At 56.2% G+C, this 18,596-nt stretch carries 16 protein-coding genes; 12 read left to right on the top strand and 4 right to left on the bottom strand.

Annotation, left to right across the window (positions count from 1 at the left end):
* Nucleotides 1–56: 56 nt before the first annotated feature.
* From JEM67_RS14490 to JEM67_RS14475, 4 genes are all read left to right on the top strand, one after another.
* On the top strand, nt 57–410 hold the full coding sequence (locus JEM67_RS14490; RefSeq protein ID WP_013813009.1) for a DUF1428 domain-containing protein: 354 nt from the start codon (nt 57–59) through the stop codon (nt 408–410).
* Between the two features lie 13 nt (nt 411–423).
* Entirely contained in the window at nt 424–894 is a 471-nt protein-coding gene (locus JEM67_RS14485) for a VOC family protein (RefSeq protein ID WP_013813008.1), read from the top strand.
* Between the two features lie 29 nt (nt 895–923).
* On the top strand, nt 924–1,613 hold the full coding sequence (locus JEM67_RS14480; RefSeq protein ID WP_199635928.1) for a VIT1/CCC1 transporter family protein: 690 nt from the start codon (nt 924–926) through the stop codon (nt 1,611–1,613).
* 136 nt (nt 1,614–1,749) lie between these two features.
* Nucleotides 1,750–3,087, top strand: coding sequence for a D-serine ammonia-lyase (locus JEM67_RS14475; protein WP_199635927.1), 1,338 nt, complete (start codon nt 1,750–1,752; stop codon nt 3,085–3,087).
* On the opposite strand, the gene JEM67_RS14470 is transcribed toward JEM67_RS14475, so the two are convergent.
* Together JEM67_RS14470 and JEM67_RS14465 are read right to left on the bottom strand one after the other, a co-directional pair.
* A complete protein-coding gene (locus tag JEM67_RS14470; protein ID WP_199635926.1) occupies nt 3,084–3,917 on the bottom strand; it encodes an IclR family transcriptional regulator domain-containing protein in 834 nt (277 codons plus the stop codon). The genes JEM67_RS14475 and JEM67_RS14470 overlap by 4 nt on opposite strands.
* A 21-nt stretch (nt 3,918–3,938) precedes the next feature.
* Nucleotides 3,939–4,586, bottom strand: a complete 648-nt coding sequence (locus tag JEM67_RS14465) for a TetR family transcriptional regulator (protein WP_199635925.1) — start codon at nt 4,584–4,586, stop codon at nt 3,939–3,941.
* A 1,140-nt stretch (nt 4,587–5,726) separates the two neighbouring features.
* On the opposite strand from JEM67_RS14465, the gene JEM67_RS14460 reads away from it, so the two are divergent.
* The 3 genes from JEM67_RS14460 (at nt 5,727) to JEM67_RS14450 (ending at nt 10,018) form a co-directional block, all read left to right on the top strand.
* Nucleotides 5,727–7,052, top strand: a complete 1,326-nt coding sequence (locus JEM67_RS14460; RefSeq protein WP_199635924.1) for a lysine N(6)-hydroxylase/L-ornithine N(5)-oxygenase family protein — start codon at nt 5,727–5,729, stop codon at nt 7,050–7,052.
* Nucleotides 7,053–7,081: 29 nt separating this feature from the next.
* A complete protein-coding gene (locus JEM67_RS14455) occupies nt 7,082–7,960 on the top strand; it encodes an ATP-grasp fold amidoligase family protein (RefSeq protein WP_199635923.1) in 879 nt (292 codons plus the stop codon).
* Between the two features lie 183 nt (nt 7,961–8,143).
* Complete coding sequence (locus tag JEM67_RS14450; RefSeq protein ID WP_199635922.1) at nt 8,144–10,018, top strand: bifunctional sugar phosphate isomerase/epimerase/4-hydroxyphenylpyruvate dioxygenase family protein; 1,875 nt, start codon at nt 8,144–8,146, stop codon at nt 10,016–10,018.
* 38 nt (nt 10,019–10,056) lie between these two features.
* On the opposite strand, the gene JEM67_RS14445 is transcribed toward JEM67_RS14450, so the two are convergent.
* Nucleotides 10,057–10,920 (bottom strand): shikimate dehydrogenase, encoded by an 864-nt coding sequence (locus tag JEM67_RS14445; protein WP_199635921.1) that lies wholly within the window; start codon nt 10,918–10,920, stop codon nt 10,057–10,059.
* Between the two features lie 526 nt (nt 10,921–11,446).
* Between JEM67_RS14445 and JEM67_RS14440 the strand changes: the two genes are divergently transcribed.
* The 5 genes from JEM67_RS14440 (at nt 11,447) to pcaC (ending at nt 17,582) form a co-directional block, all read left to right on the top strand.
* Nucleotides 11,447–12,808 carry an MFS transporter gene (locus JEM67_RS14440; protein WP_370576159.1) on the top strand — a complete coding sequence of 454 codons (1,362 nt, stop codon included), beginning with the start codon at nt 11,447–11,449 and terminating at the stop codon, nt 12,806–12,808.
* Nucleotides 12,809–13,144: 336 nt separating this feature from the next.
* Complete coding sequence (locus JEM67_RS14435; protein ID WP_199635920.1) at nt 13,145–14,500, top strand: MFS transporter; 1,356 nt, start codon at nt 13,145–13,147, stop codon at nt 14,498–14,500.
* Nucleotides 14,501–14,511: 11 nt separating this feature from the next.
* Nucleotides 14,512–15,690: a 4-hydroxybenzoate 3-monooxygenase gene (locus JEM67_RS14430; protein ID WP_199635919.1), complete on the top strand. Its 1,179-nt coding sequence runs from the start codon at nt 14,512–14,514 to the stop codon at nt 15,688–15,690.
* A 145-nt stretch (nt 15,691–15,835) separates the two neighbouring features.
* Nucleotides 15,836–17,200, top strand: a complete 1,365-nt coding sequence (locus JEM67_RS14425) for a 3-carboxy-cis,cis-muconate cycloisomerase (protein ID WP_199635918.1) — start codon at nt 15,836–15,838, stop codon at nt 17,198–17,200.
* Nucleotides 17,193–17,582, top strand: coding sequence for a 4-carboxymuconolactone decarboxylase (gene pcaC / locus JEM67_RS14420; RefSeq protein WP_013812994.1), 390 nt, complete (start codon nt 17,193–17,195; stop codon nt 17,580–17,582). The genes JEM67_RS14425 and pcaC overlap by 8 nt, the downstream gene beginning before the upstream one ends.
* On the opposite strand, the gene JEM67_RS14415 is transcribed toward pcaC, so the two are convergent.
* On the bottom strand, nt 17,579–18,514 hold the full coding sequence (locus JEM67_RS14415; RefSeq protein WP_199635917.1) for a LysR substrate-binding domain-containing protein: 936 nt from the start codon (nt 18,512–18,514) through the stop codon (nt 17,579–17,581). The genes pcaC and JEM67_RS14415 overlap by 4 nt on opposite strands.
* Nucleotides 18,515–18,596 lie beyond the last annotated feature (82 nt).

The raw sequence follows: 18,596 nt of genomic DNA, 5'->3' as shown, positions 1-18,596 counted from the left end.
TGGGCAATATCGCCTGCGCCCTACCTGATGTCCGAACGGACAAGAGGAATCATCTCATGAACTATGTTGATGGCTTTGTTGTGGCGGTGCCTGCCGCCAATAAGGAGGCGTACCTTAAGCTGGCCGCCACGGCCGCACCCTTATTTAAAGAGTTCGGCGCGACGCGGATTGTCGAATGTTGGGGCAACGACGTGCCCGAAGGTAAACTCACCGATTTTCGCGGTGCGGTGAAAGCCGGGGCCGATGAAGTGGTGGTTTTCAGCTGGATCGAATATCCCTCAAAAGCGGTGCGCGACGCCGCCAACGAGAAAATGATGAACGACCCGCGCATGAAGGCGCTGGGCGAGCAGATGCCGTTTGACGGCAAACGCATGATTTTCGGCGGTTTCGAACCGATCCTTGACGAGTAGCGGGGAGGGTGCGATGAAGATCACACAACACCTGTGGTTTGAAAAAGACATGGAAGCGGCGCTGCGTTGTTACATAGCGCTGATCCCCGGTTCTTCCCTGACCTGGAACTCCACCTTGCCCGCCGATACCCCAAGCGGCCCCGCAGGCAGCGTAAAACTGGCGGCCTTTACCCTCGGCGATCAGCGCTATGCGGCGATTGAAGCCGGCCCGCTCGATGCTTTCAATCACAGTTTTTCGATTATGGTCGAATGCGCGGATCAGGCGGAAGTGGATCGGTTGTGGGAGGCGTTGAGCGAAGGCGGAACCACAGAGCAGTGCGGCTGGTTGCGCGATCGCTGGGGGCTGAGCTGGCAAATTGTCCCTCAGCGGCTGGGTGAGTTGATGAGCGATCCCGACAGCGCGAAGGTGAAACGGGTGACTGAAGCTATGCTGCAGATGGTCAAACTGGATATCGCCGGGCTGGAAGCGGCGGCTCGCGGTTAACTTTATCCCCTACAACAAGGACGGACCTGATGCACAAAGAGCGGCACAGCATTGAGAATATAGGTTGGCTCCGGGCGGCGGTGCTGGGCGCAAACGACGGGATTGTCTCGACGGCCAGCCTGTTGCTCGGCGTGGCGGCGGCCAATGCGGCGCACGGCGGTATCTTGCTCGCAGGCATTGCCGGGTTGGTTGCCGGCGCGATGTCGATGGCTACCGGCGAATACGTCTCGGTGTCATCGCAGGCCGATACGGAAAAGGCCGCGCTGGCGGAGGAGCAGTCGGAGTTGCTCAGCGATTATCCGGGCGAGCACCGTGAGCTGACCTCGATCTATGTGCATCGCGGGTTGGATTTGGCGCTGGCCAAACAGGTGGCTGAAAAACTGATGACGCATGATGCGCTGGGAGCCCATGCCCGCGATGAATTGGGGATTTCGGCCATCACCACGGCGCGGCCATTGCAGGCGGCGCTGGCCTCGGCGTTGAGTTTTTCCGTCGGGGCGCTGTTGCCGTTACTGGTTGCGGTGCTGGCGCCGGTCACATGGACCATTCCGGCCATCGTGGTCTCTGCTCTGGTATCTTTGGGCATTCTCGGGGGTGTTGCCGCCAAGGCTGGCGGCGCACCGATCCGCCCGGGAATAGTGCGGATCCTGTTCTGGAGCGCGCTGGCGATGGCGGTCTCTTCTGGCGTCGGCCTGTTGTTTGGATCCGCGCTGGGGTAATCGTCAGGCTCACCCCACAACAAAAAATCAGCTTTTGCATTAATGCCGCTCACGCAAGGCTGAGTTTTTATCATTTGTCAGCGCCGGTGAATCGCTGCACCCTAGAGGGAATCGTTACGTAGTGTAGAGAATAATAATGGATAAATCACAGATTCAGCAGTGGGTTACGCAATTCCCTTTGGTGCAGGACCTGATCGACCTCAAACCGATAACCTGGTTCAACCCGCGAGCAACCAGCTTGCAGGCCGGATTGCCCTATGTAGGATTGGGCGCAGACGACGTCGCCGATGCGGAGCAGCGGCTGGCGCGCTTCGCCCCTTATCTGAGCGCCGCTTTTCCGGAAACCCGCGCTGCCAAAGGGGTGATCGAATCTGAGGTTGTGGCCATTCCGGCGATGCAAACTGCGCTCGACCAGCGCTACGGCGTGACGCTCGGCGGCCATCTGCTGCTGAAAAAAGACAGCCACCTGCCGATTTCCGGTTCAATCAAGGCGCGCGGGGGCATCTATGAGGTGCTGGCACATGCGGAAAAGCTGGCGCTGGAGGCGGGGTTGTTGCAGCTTACGGACGACTACAGCAAGCTGTTCTCGGAAGAGTTCCGCCAGTTTTTCAGCCGTTACCGCATTGCCGTGGGCTCAACCGGCAATCTGGGGATGTCGATCGGCATCATCAGTGCCAGGCTGGGTTTCAGCGTTAGCGTGCACATGTCGGCGGACGCGCGCGAATGGAAAAAGCAGAAGCTGCGCGACAATGGCGTCAACGTGGTTGAGTACGAGCAAGATTATGGCGTTGCCGTCGAGCAGGGCCGGCTGCAAGCGGCGAACGATCCGAGCTGCTTTTTTATCGATGACGAAAACTCGCAAACGCTGTTTTTGGGCTATGCGGTAGCCGGTGGGCGCCTGAAGCGGCAGTTCGCCGAACGTGGCATTGAGGTTGACGCGCAGCATCCGCTGTTTGTCTATCTGCCCTGCGGTGTCGGCGGCGGGCCGGGCGGGGTGGCCTTTGGGCTGAAACTGGCCTTTGGCGATCACGTTCACTGCATCTTTGCCGAGCCGACGCACTCGCCGTGCATGCTGCTTGGGGTCTATACCGGGCTGCATGACCGGATCGCCGTGCAGGATCTGGGCATCGATAACCAAACCGCTGCGGACGGGCTGGCGGTTGGGCGTGCCTCCGGTTTTGTCGGCCGCGCCATGGAGCGCCTGCTCAGCGGTTTTTACACGTTAAGCGATCGCGAGATGTTCGCGTTGCTGGGACTGTTGGACAGTCAGGAGCACATTCAGCTGGAACCTTCGGCGCTGGCAGGCATGGCAGGGCCGTGGCGGGTGGCGGCTAGCCCTGAATGGCTGGCCGAGCGCGGGCTGGATGAACCGCAGATGAACCAAGCCACTCACCTGGTATGGGCTACCGGCGGCGGCATGGTGCCAGAGGCGGAAATGGCGAAATACCTGGCCAACGCGCACGAGGCCGGTTAGTGCGTCAGCAGCGAAAGCTCTTGCGCGCCTTCCAGCAGGATCGGCAGGATGCGCTCGGTCAATTCACTTACCGGAACGTGGCCGGCTTGTACGCCGACGTTTAACGCGGCGGTGACGCTGCCGTTGGCCGACATGATCGGCACGGCGATGGAACGCAGCCCAATCTCCAGCTCCTGATCGTTAATCGCATACCCCTGCGCGCGGACTTTATCCAGCTCCTCGCGCAATTTGTCGATGGAGCCGATGGTGTATTGCGTATAGCGCATCAGGGTGATGCGTTGCAGGTAATCATCCCGTTTATCCGCCGGCAGATGGCTCAGCAGCACGCGCCCCATCGAGGTGGCGAATGCAGGCAGCCGGCTGCCTATGTTCAGATCGATAGTCATGATGCGCTCGGCGGAGGCGCGGGCGATATACAAAATGTTGTCGCCGTCCAGCGTGGCGATGGAGCAGGATTCATTCAGCAATTGGCTGATGTGTTTCAGCACCGGCTGGGTAGCCTTGGCCAACGGCGTCGAGCCGAGATAGGCGTGGGCCAGCGTCAGAATACGCGGGCGCAGCTCGAAGTTTTTGCCGTCCTGCGCGTAGACAAATCCCAGCTTGTTCAGGGTATACAGGCAACGGCGCACCGCAGCGCGCGGAATGCCGGTTTTCTGGCTGATTTGCGAAATCGACATCAGGCGGCGTTGCGGGGTAAAGGCCTGGATCACCTCCAGCCCCCGCGCCAGCGAGGCCATAAAGTTGGGATCGCCCTTGAAGGGATCGCCGCTGGCGGCGGACAGCAAAATGTCATGGGTGGCGATGTTTTCGCTGGCAGAGGTCTTGGCCATTCAGGCTCCCGGTTTAAATGCTTACAGCGCCAGATAGCGCAGGGTCGCCACGACGGCCAGCCGGCGGTTATGGATAACCTGATCCTCCGGCGGTTCATGACTTTCGAATAGCGTATTAAAGGTGTACTGATTGGCAACATAGTGGAAACACAGGCTGCTGATCAAGCGGTGCACGTCGGCGGCGCTGGCATCTGCAGTAAACTCCCGGCTTTGCTTGCCGCGCTGCAAAATATCTTCCAGCAGGGTCAAGGCGCTCTGATTCAGTGCCTTGATACGCGGTGACTGGCGGATGTACTGACCACGCAGCATGTTTTCCATGCAAATCACACGGATAAAGTCAGGGTGTTCCGCATGGTAATTGAAGCTTTCCTCAACCAGCCGGGTCATCGCTTCTACCGGCGGCAACGCTTGCAGATCCAACGCGGATTCGTGCGCGCGGATATGCTGATACACGTGCTCGAGCACCTCCAGATAGAGCGACTCCTTGTTCTTGAAATGATAAACCACCATGCGTTTGGTGGTGGATGCGTGCTCGGCAATGTTCTCCATGCGAGCCCCTTTCAGGCCCGCCTCGGCAAACTCACACAGCGCTCCGGCGAAAATTCGCTGCTTCAGACCAACAGGGTCATTTTTGCGTTTGGTCGTGGGGATCTCATCATTGTTCAACACATCAGTCACTTATCGTTTTGGGGACACCGGTTAAGAGTAACCGGGGTAACCCGGTAATACAATCTGCCACGTCAGCGCTTTTGTGAGCGCCATCATGTTGCTCAAATAGGGATGGCGGGGCGTCGGGATGTTGAGCGACATCGCCCAATATGTGTTAATGAAACGAGTGGAATAGGCTGTGTGGAGAAAGAAGCTGTATAGAAAATGGCATAATAGTAATAGGAGACTACTTTCTTGTTTATAACCACATAGCAGAGAATATATCAATCTGAACTGGGGCCAGGTTTGATATGGAAACCTTAAGCTGGATCTAAAATATTGCACACAAGCTGAATGCGTTTCGTACAGGAAAGTATTTTTTTCCAAATTTTCAACGTCTCTGATTATGCCTTTCCTCCGGTAAAAAATACGAATTCAGGATAAAAAATCCGACTTTGGATTTAAAATTGCTCACAATATCGTATGCGACGATGTAAATGGATAGAAATCACACAGGCATTGCGCAAGGTCAGGTGTGACGGTTGATTTATGGTCATTTATTTGTAATTTGTTGAATTTGTATGTTTTTATTTGTTTTTTAACTGCACGACAACCCAGGTTTTAGGTGCGAAAGAGGCTAAACCAAAGTGAAATTTCATGAATATTGACGATTTCACTTTTAATTTCACATTGATAACCTGTGTGTAGACTTTAATTTTATGCTTTTTCACATGCCAGACTTCAGCTTTAGCGATACTCTGATTCGGCAATGTCTCATTAAGGATGATGCGATGCGGAATATGCAAATTAACATAGGGACATGTTATGAATTCCTCGGTCAATCCGTCGAATTCCATCAACTCGACAGTGTCTCCTAAAGCATTCTCTTCTCATAGCGCTGAAGTTTTTTTATTTCATTTGAGATTCATTTATCAAATAACGGTGAGTGATAATTTCAATTGAAATAAAAAACGGAATGGGTCGTTATTTTGATCTTGTGGTCGTCAATGGCAGGCGTTCGGGTTTGGTAACAATAATGCAGGGCGTGATTCCGATAGTGTCAATAATCCCAATGTCACTATGAATTTTCGTTGCGTTATTTTATCCAGCCACATGATGTATTTTTTTGGAAATAGATTTATTCACTCAGGAGCACACACAATGAACCAGCGTTTGGACTTTATCGGCATAGGTATTGGCCCGTCCAACCTCAGTCTTGCTGCGCTTGGAAGCGAAATCGAGGGTTTCAATTGCAGATTCCTCGAACGTAAACCGCACTTTTCCTGGCACCCGGGCATGATCCTGGCAGATAGCAATATGCAGACCCATTTTTTGAAGGATCTGGTCACTGCCGTCTCGCCAACCAACCCTTATAGTTTTCTCAACTATCTGGTGAAGAGTAAAAAGTTCTACCGCTTCCTGACGACTGAACAGCGTACAGCGTCGCGCGAAGAGTTTGCCGATTATCTCAACTGGGCGGCAACGGGTTTGGATTCGCTGATGTTCAACCAAGAGGTTCGCCATGTGGACTTTGATGACGAACAGCGGCAGTTTGTCGTCTCCACCCAGAATGACGTGCTTTACGCTAAACATCTGTGTGTGGGCATAGGCAAGCAAATCAAACTGCCGGACTGTGTGACCGAGCAAAATGATCAATGCTTTCACGCCAGCGAAATGATGTTGCGCCAGCCAAACCTTGCCGGAAAACGCGTGGTCATTGTGGGCGGCGGTCAAAGCGGTGCTGACCTGTTCTTGAATATTTTCCAGGGAGAATGGGGCCGGCCAGAACAACTTGGCTGGATATCTCGGCGCAACAACTACAACGCACTTGATGAAGCCGCCTTTGCCAACGAGTATTTTACGCCAGATTATGTCGACAACTTCTACACGCTCGGCCACGCGGCCAAAGAACACATGCTGCAAGAACAAAAGATGACTTCCGATGGGATCACCAGCGAGTCTCTGTTGGCAATTTATCGTGCCATGTATCACCACTTCGACGTACTCCGTGAGAAACGATGGGTGCACCTGCTGCCCAGCCGTTCAGTGACGGCCCTTAATGCCAAAGATAATGTTTATCGGCTAGAGACGCTGCATCACCTTGACCAAGGGCGAGAAAGCTTTGATGCAGACGTGGTCATTTTTGCGACTGGCTATGAACAAGCCCGCCCGGCATTTCTTGATTCCCTGGCTGACCGTTTGTTAACCACCCCCGATGGGCAATACCGTATTGCTTCTGATTTTACCCTTGAGCGGGAAGGGGCACATGACAATTGCTTGTTTGCCGTTAACGCCAGTATGCATCACCACGGCATTGCCGATCCGCAGCTTAGCCTGGTGGCCTGGCGATCGGCACGTATTCTCAATCGAGCTTTAGGCCATAACCAATTTGATTTGAGCACCACTCCGACGATGATTCAATGGCGCAGTGAGCAAGAACAACCCGTCGCTTTAAACCCCTTGATGGCCTCTTGGTCACCCCTTTAATATTGTTATCAAATGATGAGACAGGTTGTATGAGAAGACACATTAATAAATTCATCATGAATCAACTGGCTACATTCGCGCCGACGTTCAAGACCAAACTTATATATAAAAAGGCATTCGGGAAAGCGTTAAACTTAAATCCTCCTTCGACATGGAACGAGAAGATAAATTATCTTAAGCTTAACAATTACAGCAACAATGCACTGGTCACGCAATGCGCGGATAAATACGCCGTTAGGGAGTATTTGAAAGCGCAGGGATGTGAAGAAATTCTCAATGAGCTTTACTTCGCCTGCGATTCGGTTCATGAGATCCCGTGGGAGTCTTTACCTGACAAGTTCGTGATTAAGGGGAACCACGGTTCGGGTTACAACCTGATTTGTCAGGATAAAAGTTCATTGGATAGGGTGCAAACATCGAAAACCATTGAAAACTGGATGCGCGAGGACTATTGGAAGGTCTATGCAGAGTTAAATTATAAGAACATCGATAAAAAAATAATAGGTGAGAAATTCATAGAGTCATCTAATAGCGCTGGCCCTGATGATTATAAAATATACTGCTTTCATGGTGTTCCTTACTGCACGTTACTTTGCGTCGGTAGAGAAACCGGCATGCCAAAATATTACTTCTTCGATAAAGACTTCAAGTTTCTTTGTTATAGCCAAGATTGCCTGGCGCTCAGCCAGGAAGAGATCGACGCTTTTGTGAAACCCGAAGGCTACGATGAGCTCTTTGAGTATGCCAGGAAATTATCTGCGCCCTTTGAATTTGTCCGCGTTGATTTCTATATCGCCAAGGGTAAAGTCATCTTTGGTGAATTGACCTTCACCCCCTCGGCAGGGATTGATACGGACATACTCGAACCCACGGATATCCTGCTCGGGAAGATGCTTAAGCTGAAATAACATCTGATCCCCTGCGCAGTGACGGCGCTTTTGTGATCCGGGTTAAAGAGTTGTTAACGTTCGCGGGCGGCACATTGACACAATGAACCTTATGGTTCATTTATAACTGCATATGCCGCCGCCCGTTTCCCCCTTTAACGGCGGCGAGCCGATTTGTAACCACTGTCGTAAAGGGGAAAAGTCATGTTTCGTTCTATAGCCACCGTCTCCATCGCGGGAACCCTGCCGGAAAAGCTGGAAGCGATTGCCGCCGCCGGTTTTGACGGCGTGGAGATTTTTGAAAACGACCTGCTGTATTATCCCGGCAAACCGGCGGATATCCGCCGGCTGGCGCAGGAGCTTGGGCTGGCGATTACGCTGTTCCAGCCGTTCCGCGACTTTGAAGGGGGCCCGCGCAACCGTCTGGCAGCCAACCTTGAGCGCGTGCGGCGCAAGTTTGCGCTGATGCAGGCGCTGGGCTGCGATCGCATGCTGCTGTGCAGCAATGTGGCGCCCGACTGCTCTGCGGATATTGATCTGCAGATTGAGGATCTGGGGCGTCTGGCAAACCTGGCGCAGCAACAGGGCATCGTGGTGGGGTACGAGGCGCTCGCCTGGGGGCGGCATGTGAATCGCTATCGCCAGGCCTGGGAACGGGTTCGCGCCGTCGACAGCCCGGCATTGGGGCTGGTGCTGGACAGTTTTCATATTTTGGCCTTGGGCGATAACCTCGATCAACTGGATGATATCCCGGCGGAGAAAATCAGTTTCCTGCAACTGGCCGATGCGCCGTTGATGAACATGGAAGTGATCGAATGGAGCCGGCATTTCCGTTGTTTCCCTGGACAGGGGGAATTACCGCTGGTCGAGTTCGCCCGTCGCCTGGTCGAAAAAGGCTACGCCGGCCCCTGGTCGCTGGAGATTTTCAACGACGGTTTTCGCGCAACGCCGAGCGCCCCAACGGCGCAGGACGGCCTGCGTTCGCTGCTGTATCTGGAAGAACAGGTGGCCGCCACTCAGCCGCCCACGCCGGAACTGTTCCGCAGCGCGCCTTTGCCCGAAAGCCAGCAGATCGAGTTTATCGAGTTTGCGGTAAACCGGCAGGAGGCGGAAAGTCTGGCCGGTTGGCTGCAGCAAATGGGGTTCAGCCTGCGCGGTGAACACCGTTCCAAGACAGTGACGCTGTATCAGAACGGCGCGGTTCGCATCATCCTTAACCAGCAAAACGACTCTTTCGCCGATGACTACCGTGAACGGCATGGCGCTTCGCTGTGCGCAGTGGCCTGGCGGGTGGCGGATCCGTCCGCTTTGCTGCAGCGGGCGCATGACTTCGGTTATCCTGTCTATCAGGGGCAGGTTGGCCCTAACGAACACCGTATTCCGGCGCTGTGCGCGCCCGATGGCAGCCTGATCTATCTGGTCGAGACTCCGGTAAACGGCGACGAAGCGGCGATTTATCGGGATGACTTCCATCTGCGCGAACGACCATCGCGCTCCGTTTTTGAGCTTGAGAGTATCGATCATCTGGCGGTGGCGATGCCCGAAAGCGCCTTAAAAAACTGGGTGATGTTTTTGCGCTGCGTGCCGGGTTTCGAGCCGGACGGCGAACAACTGCTGCCGGATCCTTACGGGCTGGTGCACAGCCGGGTAATGCACAGCCGCTGTAACGGCATCCGCCTGCCGCTTAACGTCTCGCAGAGCAACGCGACGCTGAGCGCCAGAACGGTGGAGACTTACCACGGCGCCGGGTTACAACACGTTGCGTTCTCGACCGGGGATATTTTTCAGGCGGTTGAACAAGCCAAAGCCAAGGGGATGCGGCTGTTGGCCATCGCCGATAATTACTACGAAGATCTGGCTGCCCGTTTTGATCTCGATGACGCCTTTATCGCCCGGCTGGCGCAATTCCATATCCTCTACGATCGCGACGCGCAGGGCGGTGAACTGTTGCACGTTTACAGCCAACCTTTTGCCGAAGGGCGCTTCTTCTTTGAGTTACTGCAAAGGTCAGGCGGTTATGCCCAGTATGGTGCGGTGAATGGTGCGGCGCGTTTGGCGGCGATGAGGCAATTGCGATGATAGCAGGGCGCGGTTCACATTGACCGCGCCCGTTATGGTTAACCGGCCTGCTGGAATACCTGGCTCATGCTTGCGGTATCCGGCACGTGCCCGGTATACAGCTGAAACGCCAGCGCGGCCTGATGCACCACCATTCCGTCGCCCACGATCGCCCGGCAGCCTTTGGCGCGGGCCTTTTTCACCAACTCGGTTTCCAGGGGAACATAAATCACGTCCGCCAGCCAGTGGCACGGTTGCAGCCAGTCGATGTCTATCGGCATACCGGGGTGGCCGGTCATGCCGATCGGCGTGGCCTGTACCAGACCGTCGCTGTCGGCCAGCGCTCCGGCTACGTTTTCCGTCACGCTAATCCGTTGTTCGCCAAAATGCCGCGCCAACTGCTGTTGCAGGCTGTGGCTGCGCGCCGGATCGCGATCGTGCAACATCAAATGGCCGACGCCGTGCGCCAGCAGGCCGTAAGCCACCGCATAACCCGCGCCGCCTGCACCCACCTGAACCACGCGATGGATATTTTTGCCAGCCAATCCTTGGCTAAAGTGGGTGATAAACCCGTCGCAATCGGTGTTGTGACCAATGCGTTTGCCATTCTGGAACAATACGGTATTGACTGCGCCGATGGCGCTGGCCTGCGGCGACAGCTCATCCAGCCAGGGAATGACCTGTTGCTTGAACGGATGCGTGATATTGCAGCCGGTGAAACCCAACAGCGCCAGACTGTCGAGCACCTCCGGCAGGCGATCGTCATCCCAACCGCGCTGGGTGAAATCCAGCAGTTGATAGGCGCAACGCAGTCCCTGCCGACGGGCCTCCTGCTCGTACAACTGCGGTGACAATGAACCCTGAATGCCCTGGCCCAGCAGGGCGAGCAAATAGAGCGGGCGACGTTGTGGGTCATTATTCATGGTTTCTCCGTGTCTGGGCTGGGTCGCCGTGGATGGCGGCCTGAAGAAAAAATGAACCATTTGGTACCTTATGTAAACCGGCTATTTTTGATTTGTGATCGGCATCATGCTGGCTGAATGTTAAGCAATTTGCGGGTGTTGGCATCGTCATAATGATCTTCCTCACACTTCGGCAACATTATTTTTCGCCGCTGCGCTGGCGTTTCACCCGGCAATAAGGTTATTAATTATATTAGTTTTCAGCGTTTTGTATTATCGGCTCTCGGTAGAGCGGTGTTTTAACTTGGCGACAAACGTACCAATGGGTTCGATAACCGCCCAGATTATCGATACCCTCCGTTGCCGACTCGCTTGAGAGTTCTTACATTGGAAGTGCGATATTTGAATGTTAGTGCGATTATCGAACATTTGCATTCATCTGCGCCTGTAGCCCTGGTGGCCGTAAAGCGAATAACACAGCGATGCGGAGACAGTCCCGACGCTTATAACGACATTTGCGGCCTGAGCCGACTGTACGGAGGAAGACATTGTGGCTTCAAACGAAATTGATGTTCGCACACTGATTAACGATCGCCCGTTATCCGGGTATCAAAAATTGATCGTTTTGCTTGGATTTATCGTTATTGCACTGGACGGTTTCGACATTACCCTGATGGGCTTTATCGCGCCGGAGCTGAAAAGCGAATGGGGCGTTGGCAATCATCAGCTTGGCATGGTGATCAGTGCGGCGTTGATCGGCCTGACGATAGGCGCGTTGTTGTCCGGGCCGCTGGCGGATTGGATGGGCCGCAGGGTGATAATCATCAACAGCGTGTTCTTTTTTGGTTTGTGGACGCTGATCACCGCATTTTCGCAGAATATCGATCAAATGATTTTCTTCCGCTTCATGACCGGGCTGGGGCTCGGGGCAGCTATGCCGAACGTCGGCACGTTGATATCCGAATATGCACCGGAAAAGAAACGATCGTTCATTATCACCGTCGTGTTCTGTGGATTTACCTTCGGCGCTGCGCTGGGGGGATTTGCCGCCTCATGGATTATTCCGCAGATGGGCTGGCATGCGCTGCTGCTGCTGGGGGGCATACTGCCGTTGCTTAGCGTGCCGCTGCTGATCGCCAAGCTGCCGGAATCGGTGCGATTCCTGGTGACCAAACGCGCCAGCCCTGAACGCATTGGCAAAATTGTCGAAAAACTGGCGCCGGGGAGTACCGATGCCAACACGCGTTACACGTTGCCGCCGCTGGTTGCCCCCGGTAAAGGCTCGATGCAGATTGTGGTATCGCCTCAGTACCGTTTTGGCAGCATCATGCTATGGCTGGGGTATTTTATGGCGTTGTTCCTGGTCTATCTGCTGGGCAGCTGGCTGCCGACGCTGGTGAAAGGCATTGGGATGAGCGTGGCGCAAGCGGCGGTGATTACGGCGTTGTATCAGGCCGGTGGTACCGCAGGTTCGCTGTTTGCCGGCTGGCTGATGGATCGCGTTAATCCCCATCGGGCGCTGGGTGTGATCTACCTGCTGGGTGCCTGTTTCACGGTGATGATAGGGTTGGCTTCTCACAGCAGCGTGATGCTCGGCGTGCTGGCGTTGGCCTGCGGTTTTTGCCTGAACGGTGCCAATACCGGCATGAATGCGCTGTCGGCGCACTATTACCCGACCGAGGCGCGGGCGACCGGGTCCAGCTGGATGCATGGCGTCGGGCGCATTGGCGCTATCCTCAGCGCCTTTGCCGGCGCAGAGATGCTGGCGCTGGGGTGGGGGTTCGAACGCATCTTCGCCATTATCGCCATTCCGGCGGTGATCACCGCTTGCGCCATCTTTCTTAAAGGCATCCGCGGCTATAATCGCCAGGCCCAGTTACCTACAGGCGAAATCGCCAAGAGCATTTGATCCTTGAGGCAGCGCGCCGGTTAATCGGGCCGGTGCGCGGCTGAAAATTATGTTTCATCAATGTTAATCAGTTCACAGAAAACCATTCATTCCATTTTGCGAAAAACCCGCTCATCCATTTGAAAATAAAAACCTTACAGAAAGGTTGACGTTTTCTCGTTCGGTAATCGCACGCTAATTAATTTAACAATATTGAAACTTATTGTTGGCGGTGTTTTGATTTGAACGTCGATTAACGAACCAAGTTTCGATAATCGCACAAAAAGCGATTATGCCAGCGTCGCGTCTGGCCGTTCCCGCCGGGCTTATGTCGCCAGGCCAACTTAGGAAACGCCAATGTCCGATCACAACACCTTAGAAATTCAGTCGTTTATCAATGCCAAGCCCTTTTCCCGTTATCAGTGGATGATCCTGATACTGTGTTTTTTAACGGTGGCGCTGGACGGATTCGATACTGCGATCATCGGTTTCATCGCCACTTCGCTGGTGCAGGACTGGGGGATTGAGAAGACCTTGCTGTGGCCGGTGATGAGTGCCGCACTGGTGGGGCTGGCGGTGGGCGCGTTGACCGCCGGGCCGCTGGCGGACCGCATTGGCCGCAAAAAGGTGCTGGTGATGTCGCTGATCCTGTTTGGCGGTTTCAGCCTGCTGACGGCGTTTGCCACCTCGCTGCCCATGTTGACGTTACTGCGTTTTTTAACCGGACTGGGTCTGGGGGCAGCGATGCCGAATGCCGCCACCCTGATGTCGGAATATGCGCCCGAGCGCAAACGTGCGCTGCTGGTGAACCTGATGTTCTGCGGCTTCCCGCTCGGCTCCTCCATGGGCGGTTTCGTTTCCGCCTGGTTGATCCCGCACTTTGGCTGGCAGAGCGTGATGGTGCTGGGCGGCGTAATGCCGCTGCTGCTGGCGGTAGTGTTAATTGTCGCCCTGCCGGAATCCGCCCGTTTCATGGCGGTGCACGGTTACCCGCGCGAACGCATCGCTGCGGTGCTCAAGCGCATAGCACCGATCAACTTGCCGGAATCGCTGCGTTTTACCCTGAGTGAAAGCGGCCAGGTGAAGGCGAAATCGGCGCTGGGCGTGATTTTCTCCCAGCGCTATCTGATGGGCACGCTGATGCTGTGTCTGACCTACTTTATGGGCCTGATGATTTTCTACCTGTTGACCAGTTGGTTGCCGCTGCTGATCCGCGAAACCGGCGCCTCCATCCGCCAGGCTTCGTTGATTACCGCACTGTTTCCTTTGGGCGGCGGCATTGGCGTGCTGATCATCGGCTGGCTGATGGACCGAATGAACCCCCACAAGGTGGTGGCGGTGGGCTATCTGCTGACCGGGCTGTTTGTCTGTGCGATTGGTTACGTTTATACCCATCCGGTGCTGATGGCGGTGACGGTATTTATCGCCGGTACCTGCATGAACGGGGCGCAGTCCTCAATGCCAGCGCTGGCCGCCGGTTTTTATCCGACCCAGGGGCGGGCGACAGGCGTGGCCTGGATGCTGGGGTTGGGGCGCTTCGGCGGTATTCTTGGCGCCATGAGCGGCGGCGTGCTGATGCAAATGCAGCTGTCGTTCAGCACCATTTTCACTCTGCTGGCCATTCCCGCATTGGTTGCCGCAGTGGCACTGATGATCAAACACTTTTCCACCCGCACGCCGGCGTTGCCCAGCTCACTCAATAAAGCGCTATAAGGGAGATAAACATGCGTACACAGGTTGCCATTATCGGCGCCGGCCCGGCCGGATTGATGTTGTCGCACCTGCTGCATCTGCAGGGTATTGAGTCTGTGGTACTGGAGACGCGCAGCCGGCAGGCGGTGGAATCCACTATTCGTGCCGGGGTGCTCGAACAGGGCACGGTAGATCTGCTGAACCAAACCGGGCTTGGCGAGCGCATGCGCAGAGAAGGCGCGCAGCACCACGGCATTCGGCTGGCGTTTGGCGGCCAACAGCACCGGATAGATCTCACTGCGCTCACTGACCGGGCGATCACCGTTTATGCCCAGCACGAGGTGCTGAAGGATATGATCGCCGCCCGGCAGGCGGCGCAGGCCCAGCTCTATTTTGAGGTCGAACAGGTGTCATTACAGGCACTGGACAGCGAACGGCCGCAGGTTCATTACCGCCACGCCGGCGAACAGCAGCAGCTAAGCTGCGATTTCGTTATCGGTTGCGACGGATTTCACGGTATCAGCCGGGCAGCGATGCCCGGTGGGTTGCGCCAGGATTACACCCGGACCTATCCCTTCGGTTGGTTCGGCATTCTGGTGGAGGCACCCCCTTCCAGTGATGAATTAATCTACGCCCGGCATGCGCGGGGTTTCGCACTGATCAGTACCCGGTCGGCAGGCGTGCAACGGATGTATTTCCAGTGCGATCCGGCGGAAAACGTCGATCAATGGTCGGACGATCGCATCTGGAACGAACTTGAAACCCGGCTGGAAAATCACGACGGCTGGTCGCTGAAAAAGGGCCGTATTTTCCAGAAAAACGTGGTTGGCATGCGCAGCTTTGTCACTGAGCCCATGCGCTGCAAGCGCCTGCTGCTGGCGGGGGATGCCGCGCATATCGTACCGCCGACCGGGGCGAAGGGGTTAAACCTGGCGATGGCGGACGTCTGCCTGCTGTCGCAAGCGTTGGAGACGTTTTATCTGCGCAAAAGCTGGCGGCGGCTTGACAGCTACAGCGACGATGCCCTCAAGCGGGTATGGCGCGCCGAGCATTTTTCCTGGTGGATGACCAACATGCTGCACACCCATCCTGACGGCAGCGCATTCCAGCAAAGGCTGCAGCTGTCGGAACTGCAATATACGGTGAAGTCGCGCAGCGCCATGACGGTGCTGGCGGAAAATTACGTCGGCTCACCTTTTCAGATGAGCTGACCCCAACCGGGATCACAAAAAACACAACCGGCAGCAGAAAGATGTTCAATGTTTCGATTATCGCCCAAAGTAGCGTTTATCGCTCTTGCACCCTGCCTTGGGTCGCGCCATCATCGGGAAAGGCCCCTTTTAGGTCGGAGAATTTATGGAATTACTGACGCCGTTGCTGCGGTCTTCAGCGGTTAGCGAATGTTTCAGCGATACCGCCACCCTGCAGGGCATGCTGGATTTCGAAGCCGCGCTGGCCACCGCGCAGGCTGGGTTGGGGATCATTCCGCCAGACGCCGCGCAACACATCGCCGCCTGTTGCCACAGTCATTTAATAGACAGCGCAGCGCTGGCGCAGGCGGCGGCGCTGGCCGGCAACCTGGCGATCCCGCTGGTAAAGCAACTCACGGCGTTGGTCGCGCAGCGCGATACCGGTGCCGCACGCTTTGTTCACTGGGGAGCAACCAGTCAGGACGCCATCGACAGCGGTTTGATGCTGCAACTGCGGCAGGCTATCACCTTCACGCAAGAGGATCTGAACCGGTTGATCGCGGCGCTGGTGCAACAAATTACGTTGCATCAGGATTGCGTGCTGGTTGGGCGCACCTGGATGCAACACGCGTTGCCGACCACGCTGGGGCTAAAGTTGGCCGGTACGTTGGATGCTTTGCTGCGTTACCGGCAGCGGTTCGATGAAATGCGCTCGCGGGTGCTGGCGCTGCAACTGGGCGGCGCGGCGGGAACGTTGGCGTCACTGGGTGAAGACGGTGATCTGCTGGTGACCGCATTGGCCGTGCGGTTGCAACTGAGCGCGGCGGATACGCCTTGGCACAGTCAGCGCGATCGGCTGCTGGAGATTGCCGGCTGGTACGCCGGTTTAACCGGTACGCTGGGCAAACTGGCGCGAGACATCTCTTTGCTGATGCAAACCGAAGTGGCGGAGGTCGCCGAACCGGCGGCAGAAGGGCGCGGTGGCTCCTCCACCATGCCACATAAGCGCAATCCGGTGGCCTGCGCGGTGATCCTCGCGGCGGCCAACCGGGTTCCGGCGCTGGTCGGCGGGTTGCATGCCGCTATGGTGCAGGAACATGAACGTGGCCTGGGCGGCTGGCACGCCGAGTGGGAAAGCTTGCCAGAGTTGGTGATGTTGGCGGCGGGCGCATTGCATACGGCAGGCGATCTGATCGCCGGTTTGCAGGTGTTCCCGCAGCAGATGCAACATAACCTGAAGTTAACCGGTGGGTTGATCATGGCCGAAGCCGTGACGATGGCGTTGGGCGAAGCTATCGGCCGCCAGCAAGCCCATCAGCTTATTGAAAAACAGTGCCATCTGGCACTGGCGCAGCAACGCACGTTGCTCGACGTCTTGCTGGAAGACAGCAGGGTAATGGCCCATTTAACCCCGCAGCGGCTGGCTGTGTTGCTGGATCCGCAGCATTACCTCGGCAGCGCGCAGACATTTACTCAACGGGTGCTGGAACAGGCATCCCGGTTAACCGCAGGAGCAAAACGATATGAATGATGAGCAACGTTATCAGCAGGGCATTGAGGTGCGGCGGGCCGTGCTGGGGGATGCCCACGTTGATCGCAGTCTTGACCGGCTCAGCCCGTTAAACGAGGAATTTCAGCATTTTATCAGCCGCTACGCCTGGGGGGAGATCTGGACCCGGCCAGGGCTGGCACGCCACACCCGCAGCTTGATCACCATTTCCATGTTGATCGCCCTTAACCGCGAAGCCGAACTGCGCATGCACCTGAAAGCGGCAGCGAATAATGGCGTGACCCGCGAGGAGATCAAAGAAGTATTGATGCAAAGCGCGCTGTACTGCGGCCTGCCGGCGGCAAACTCGGCGTTCCATCTGGCGGAAGAGGTATTCGCTGAACAGGACCGCGAAGCGAGCTAAGCGGAACGCGTGGCGTTGGCGATGCGGCGCACGGTGGCGATAAACGCCAGCGCCGCATCACTGAGTTCGCCGTCGTTACGGCTCAAAATACCCACGGCTTCCTCCATACCCTGGGTAGGCAGCGGCAGGGGGATAAGCTGCCCGGCGGCGATATCGGTTTTAACCGCGCTGGAAGGCACAAACCACACATAGTCAAATTGCAGCGTCATCTGGCGTGCCAAAGAGGCCGACAGCGTCTCGATATACTGGCCTGGCAGGTTGAACCCCTGGGTGGATAACAGGTTCTCGGTATTGTGGCGCGGCACCGTGCCTTTGGGCGACAAAATGGCCGGATAGCTCAGCGCCTGCTCGAGGGTGATGGTCTCGCTCAACAGCGGATGCCCAGGACGTGTCACCATCAGCAAGGATTCCAGCAGCAACAGTTCGAAGGCAATCCCACTCATCATTTCCGGTTCGGCCATGCGGCCAATCGCCACGTCGATGTCGCCCGCTTTGAGCTGCGCCAGCAATTCGGTATTTTTTGCGGTGATCACCTGAATACGTGAATAAGGGTGCGCCTGCTGATACTGGCCGATGGACTGCGGCAACATGCCCAGCGCGGTAGTCGGCAATGCACCGATGCGCAGCACCCGCGTCGGTGCGTCGTCCAGCCTGTCCAGCGCGTGCCCGGCGGCGGTCAGCGCCTCCAGCACCCGCGTGGCATACCCCAAAAACTGTTCGCCTTGTTCGGTCAACCGGGTTCCTTGCCGGTTGCGTACCAGCAGGCGGTTACCGGTCAAGGCTTCCAGTTCACTCAGCGTTTTCGACAGGGCCGGCTGGCTCAGGCTCAGTTTGTCGGCGGCACGGCTCAGCGAGCGCTCCTGCGCCACCGCGACGAACCCGTTGATGTGGCGCAAGCGCATGCGCTGTATAAATAAATTGGCTTTTTTCATGCCCCAGTGTAGGGAGTTTTCCCCAGTGGCAACAAGTGACGGCGGCCGCATATTTACACTGACGTGCAGATTTTTTGCGGCC

The sequence above is a fragment of the Serratia sp. PAMC26656 genome, from assembly GCF_016469055.2.
GTDB classification, from domain to species: domain Bacteria; phylum Pseudomonadota; class Gammaproteobacteria; order Enterobacterales; family Enterobacteriaceae; genus Serratia; species Serratia plymuthica.
The sequence above is the reverse complement of the archived record's forward strand: the minus strand, read 5'-3'. Positions and strand labels throughout refer to the sequence as shown.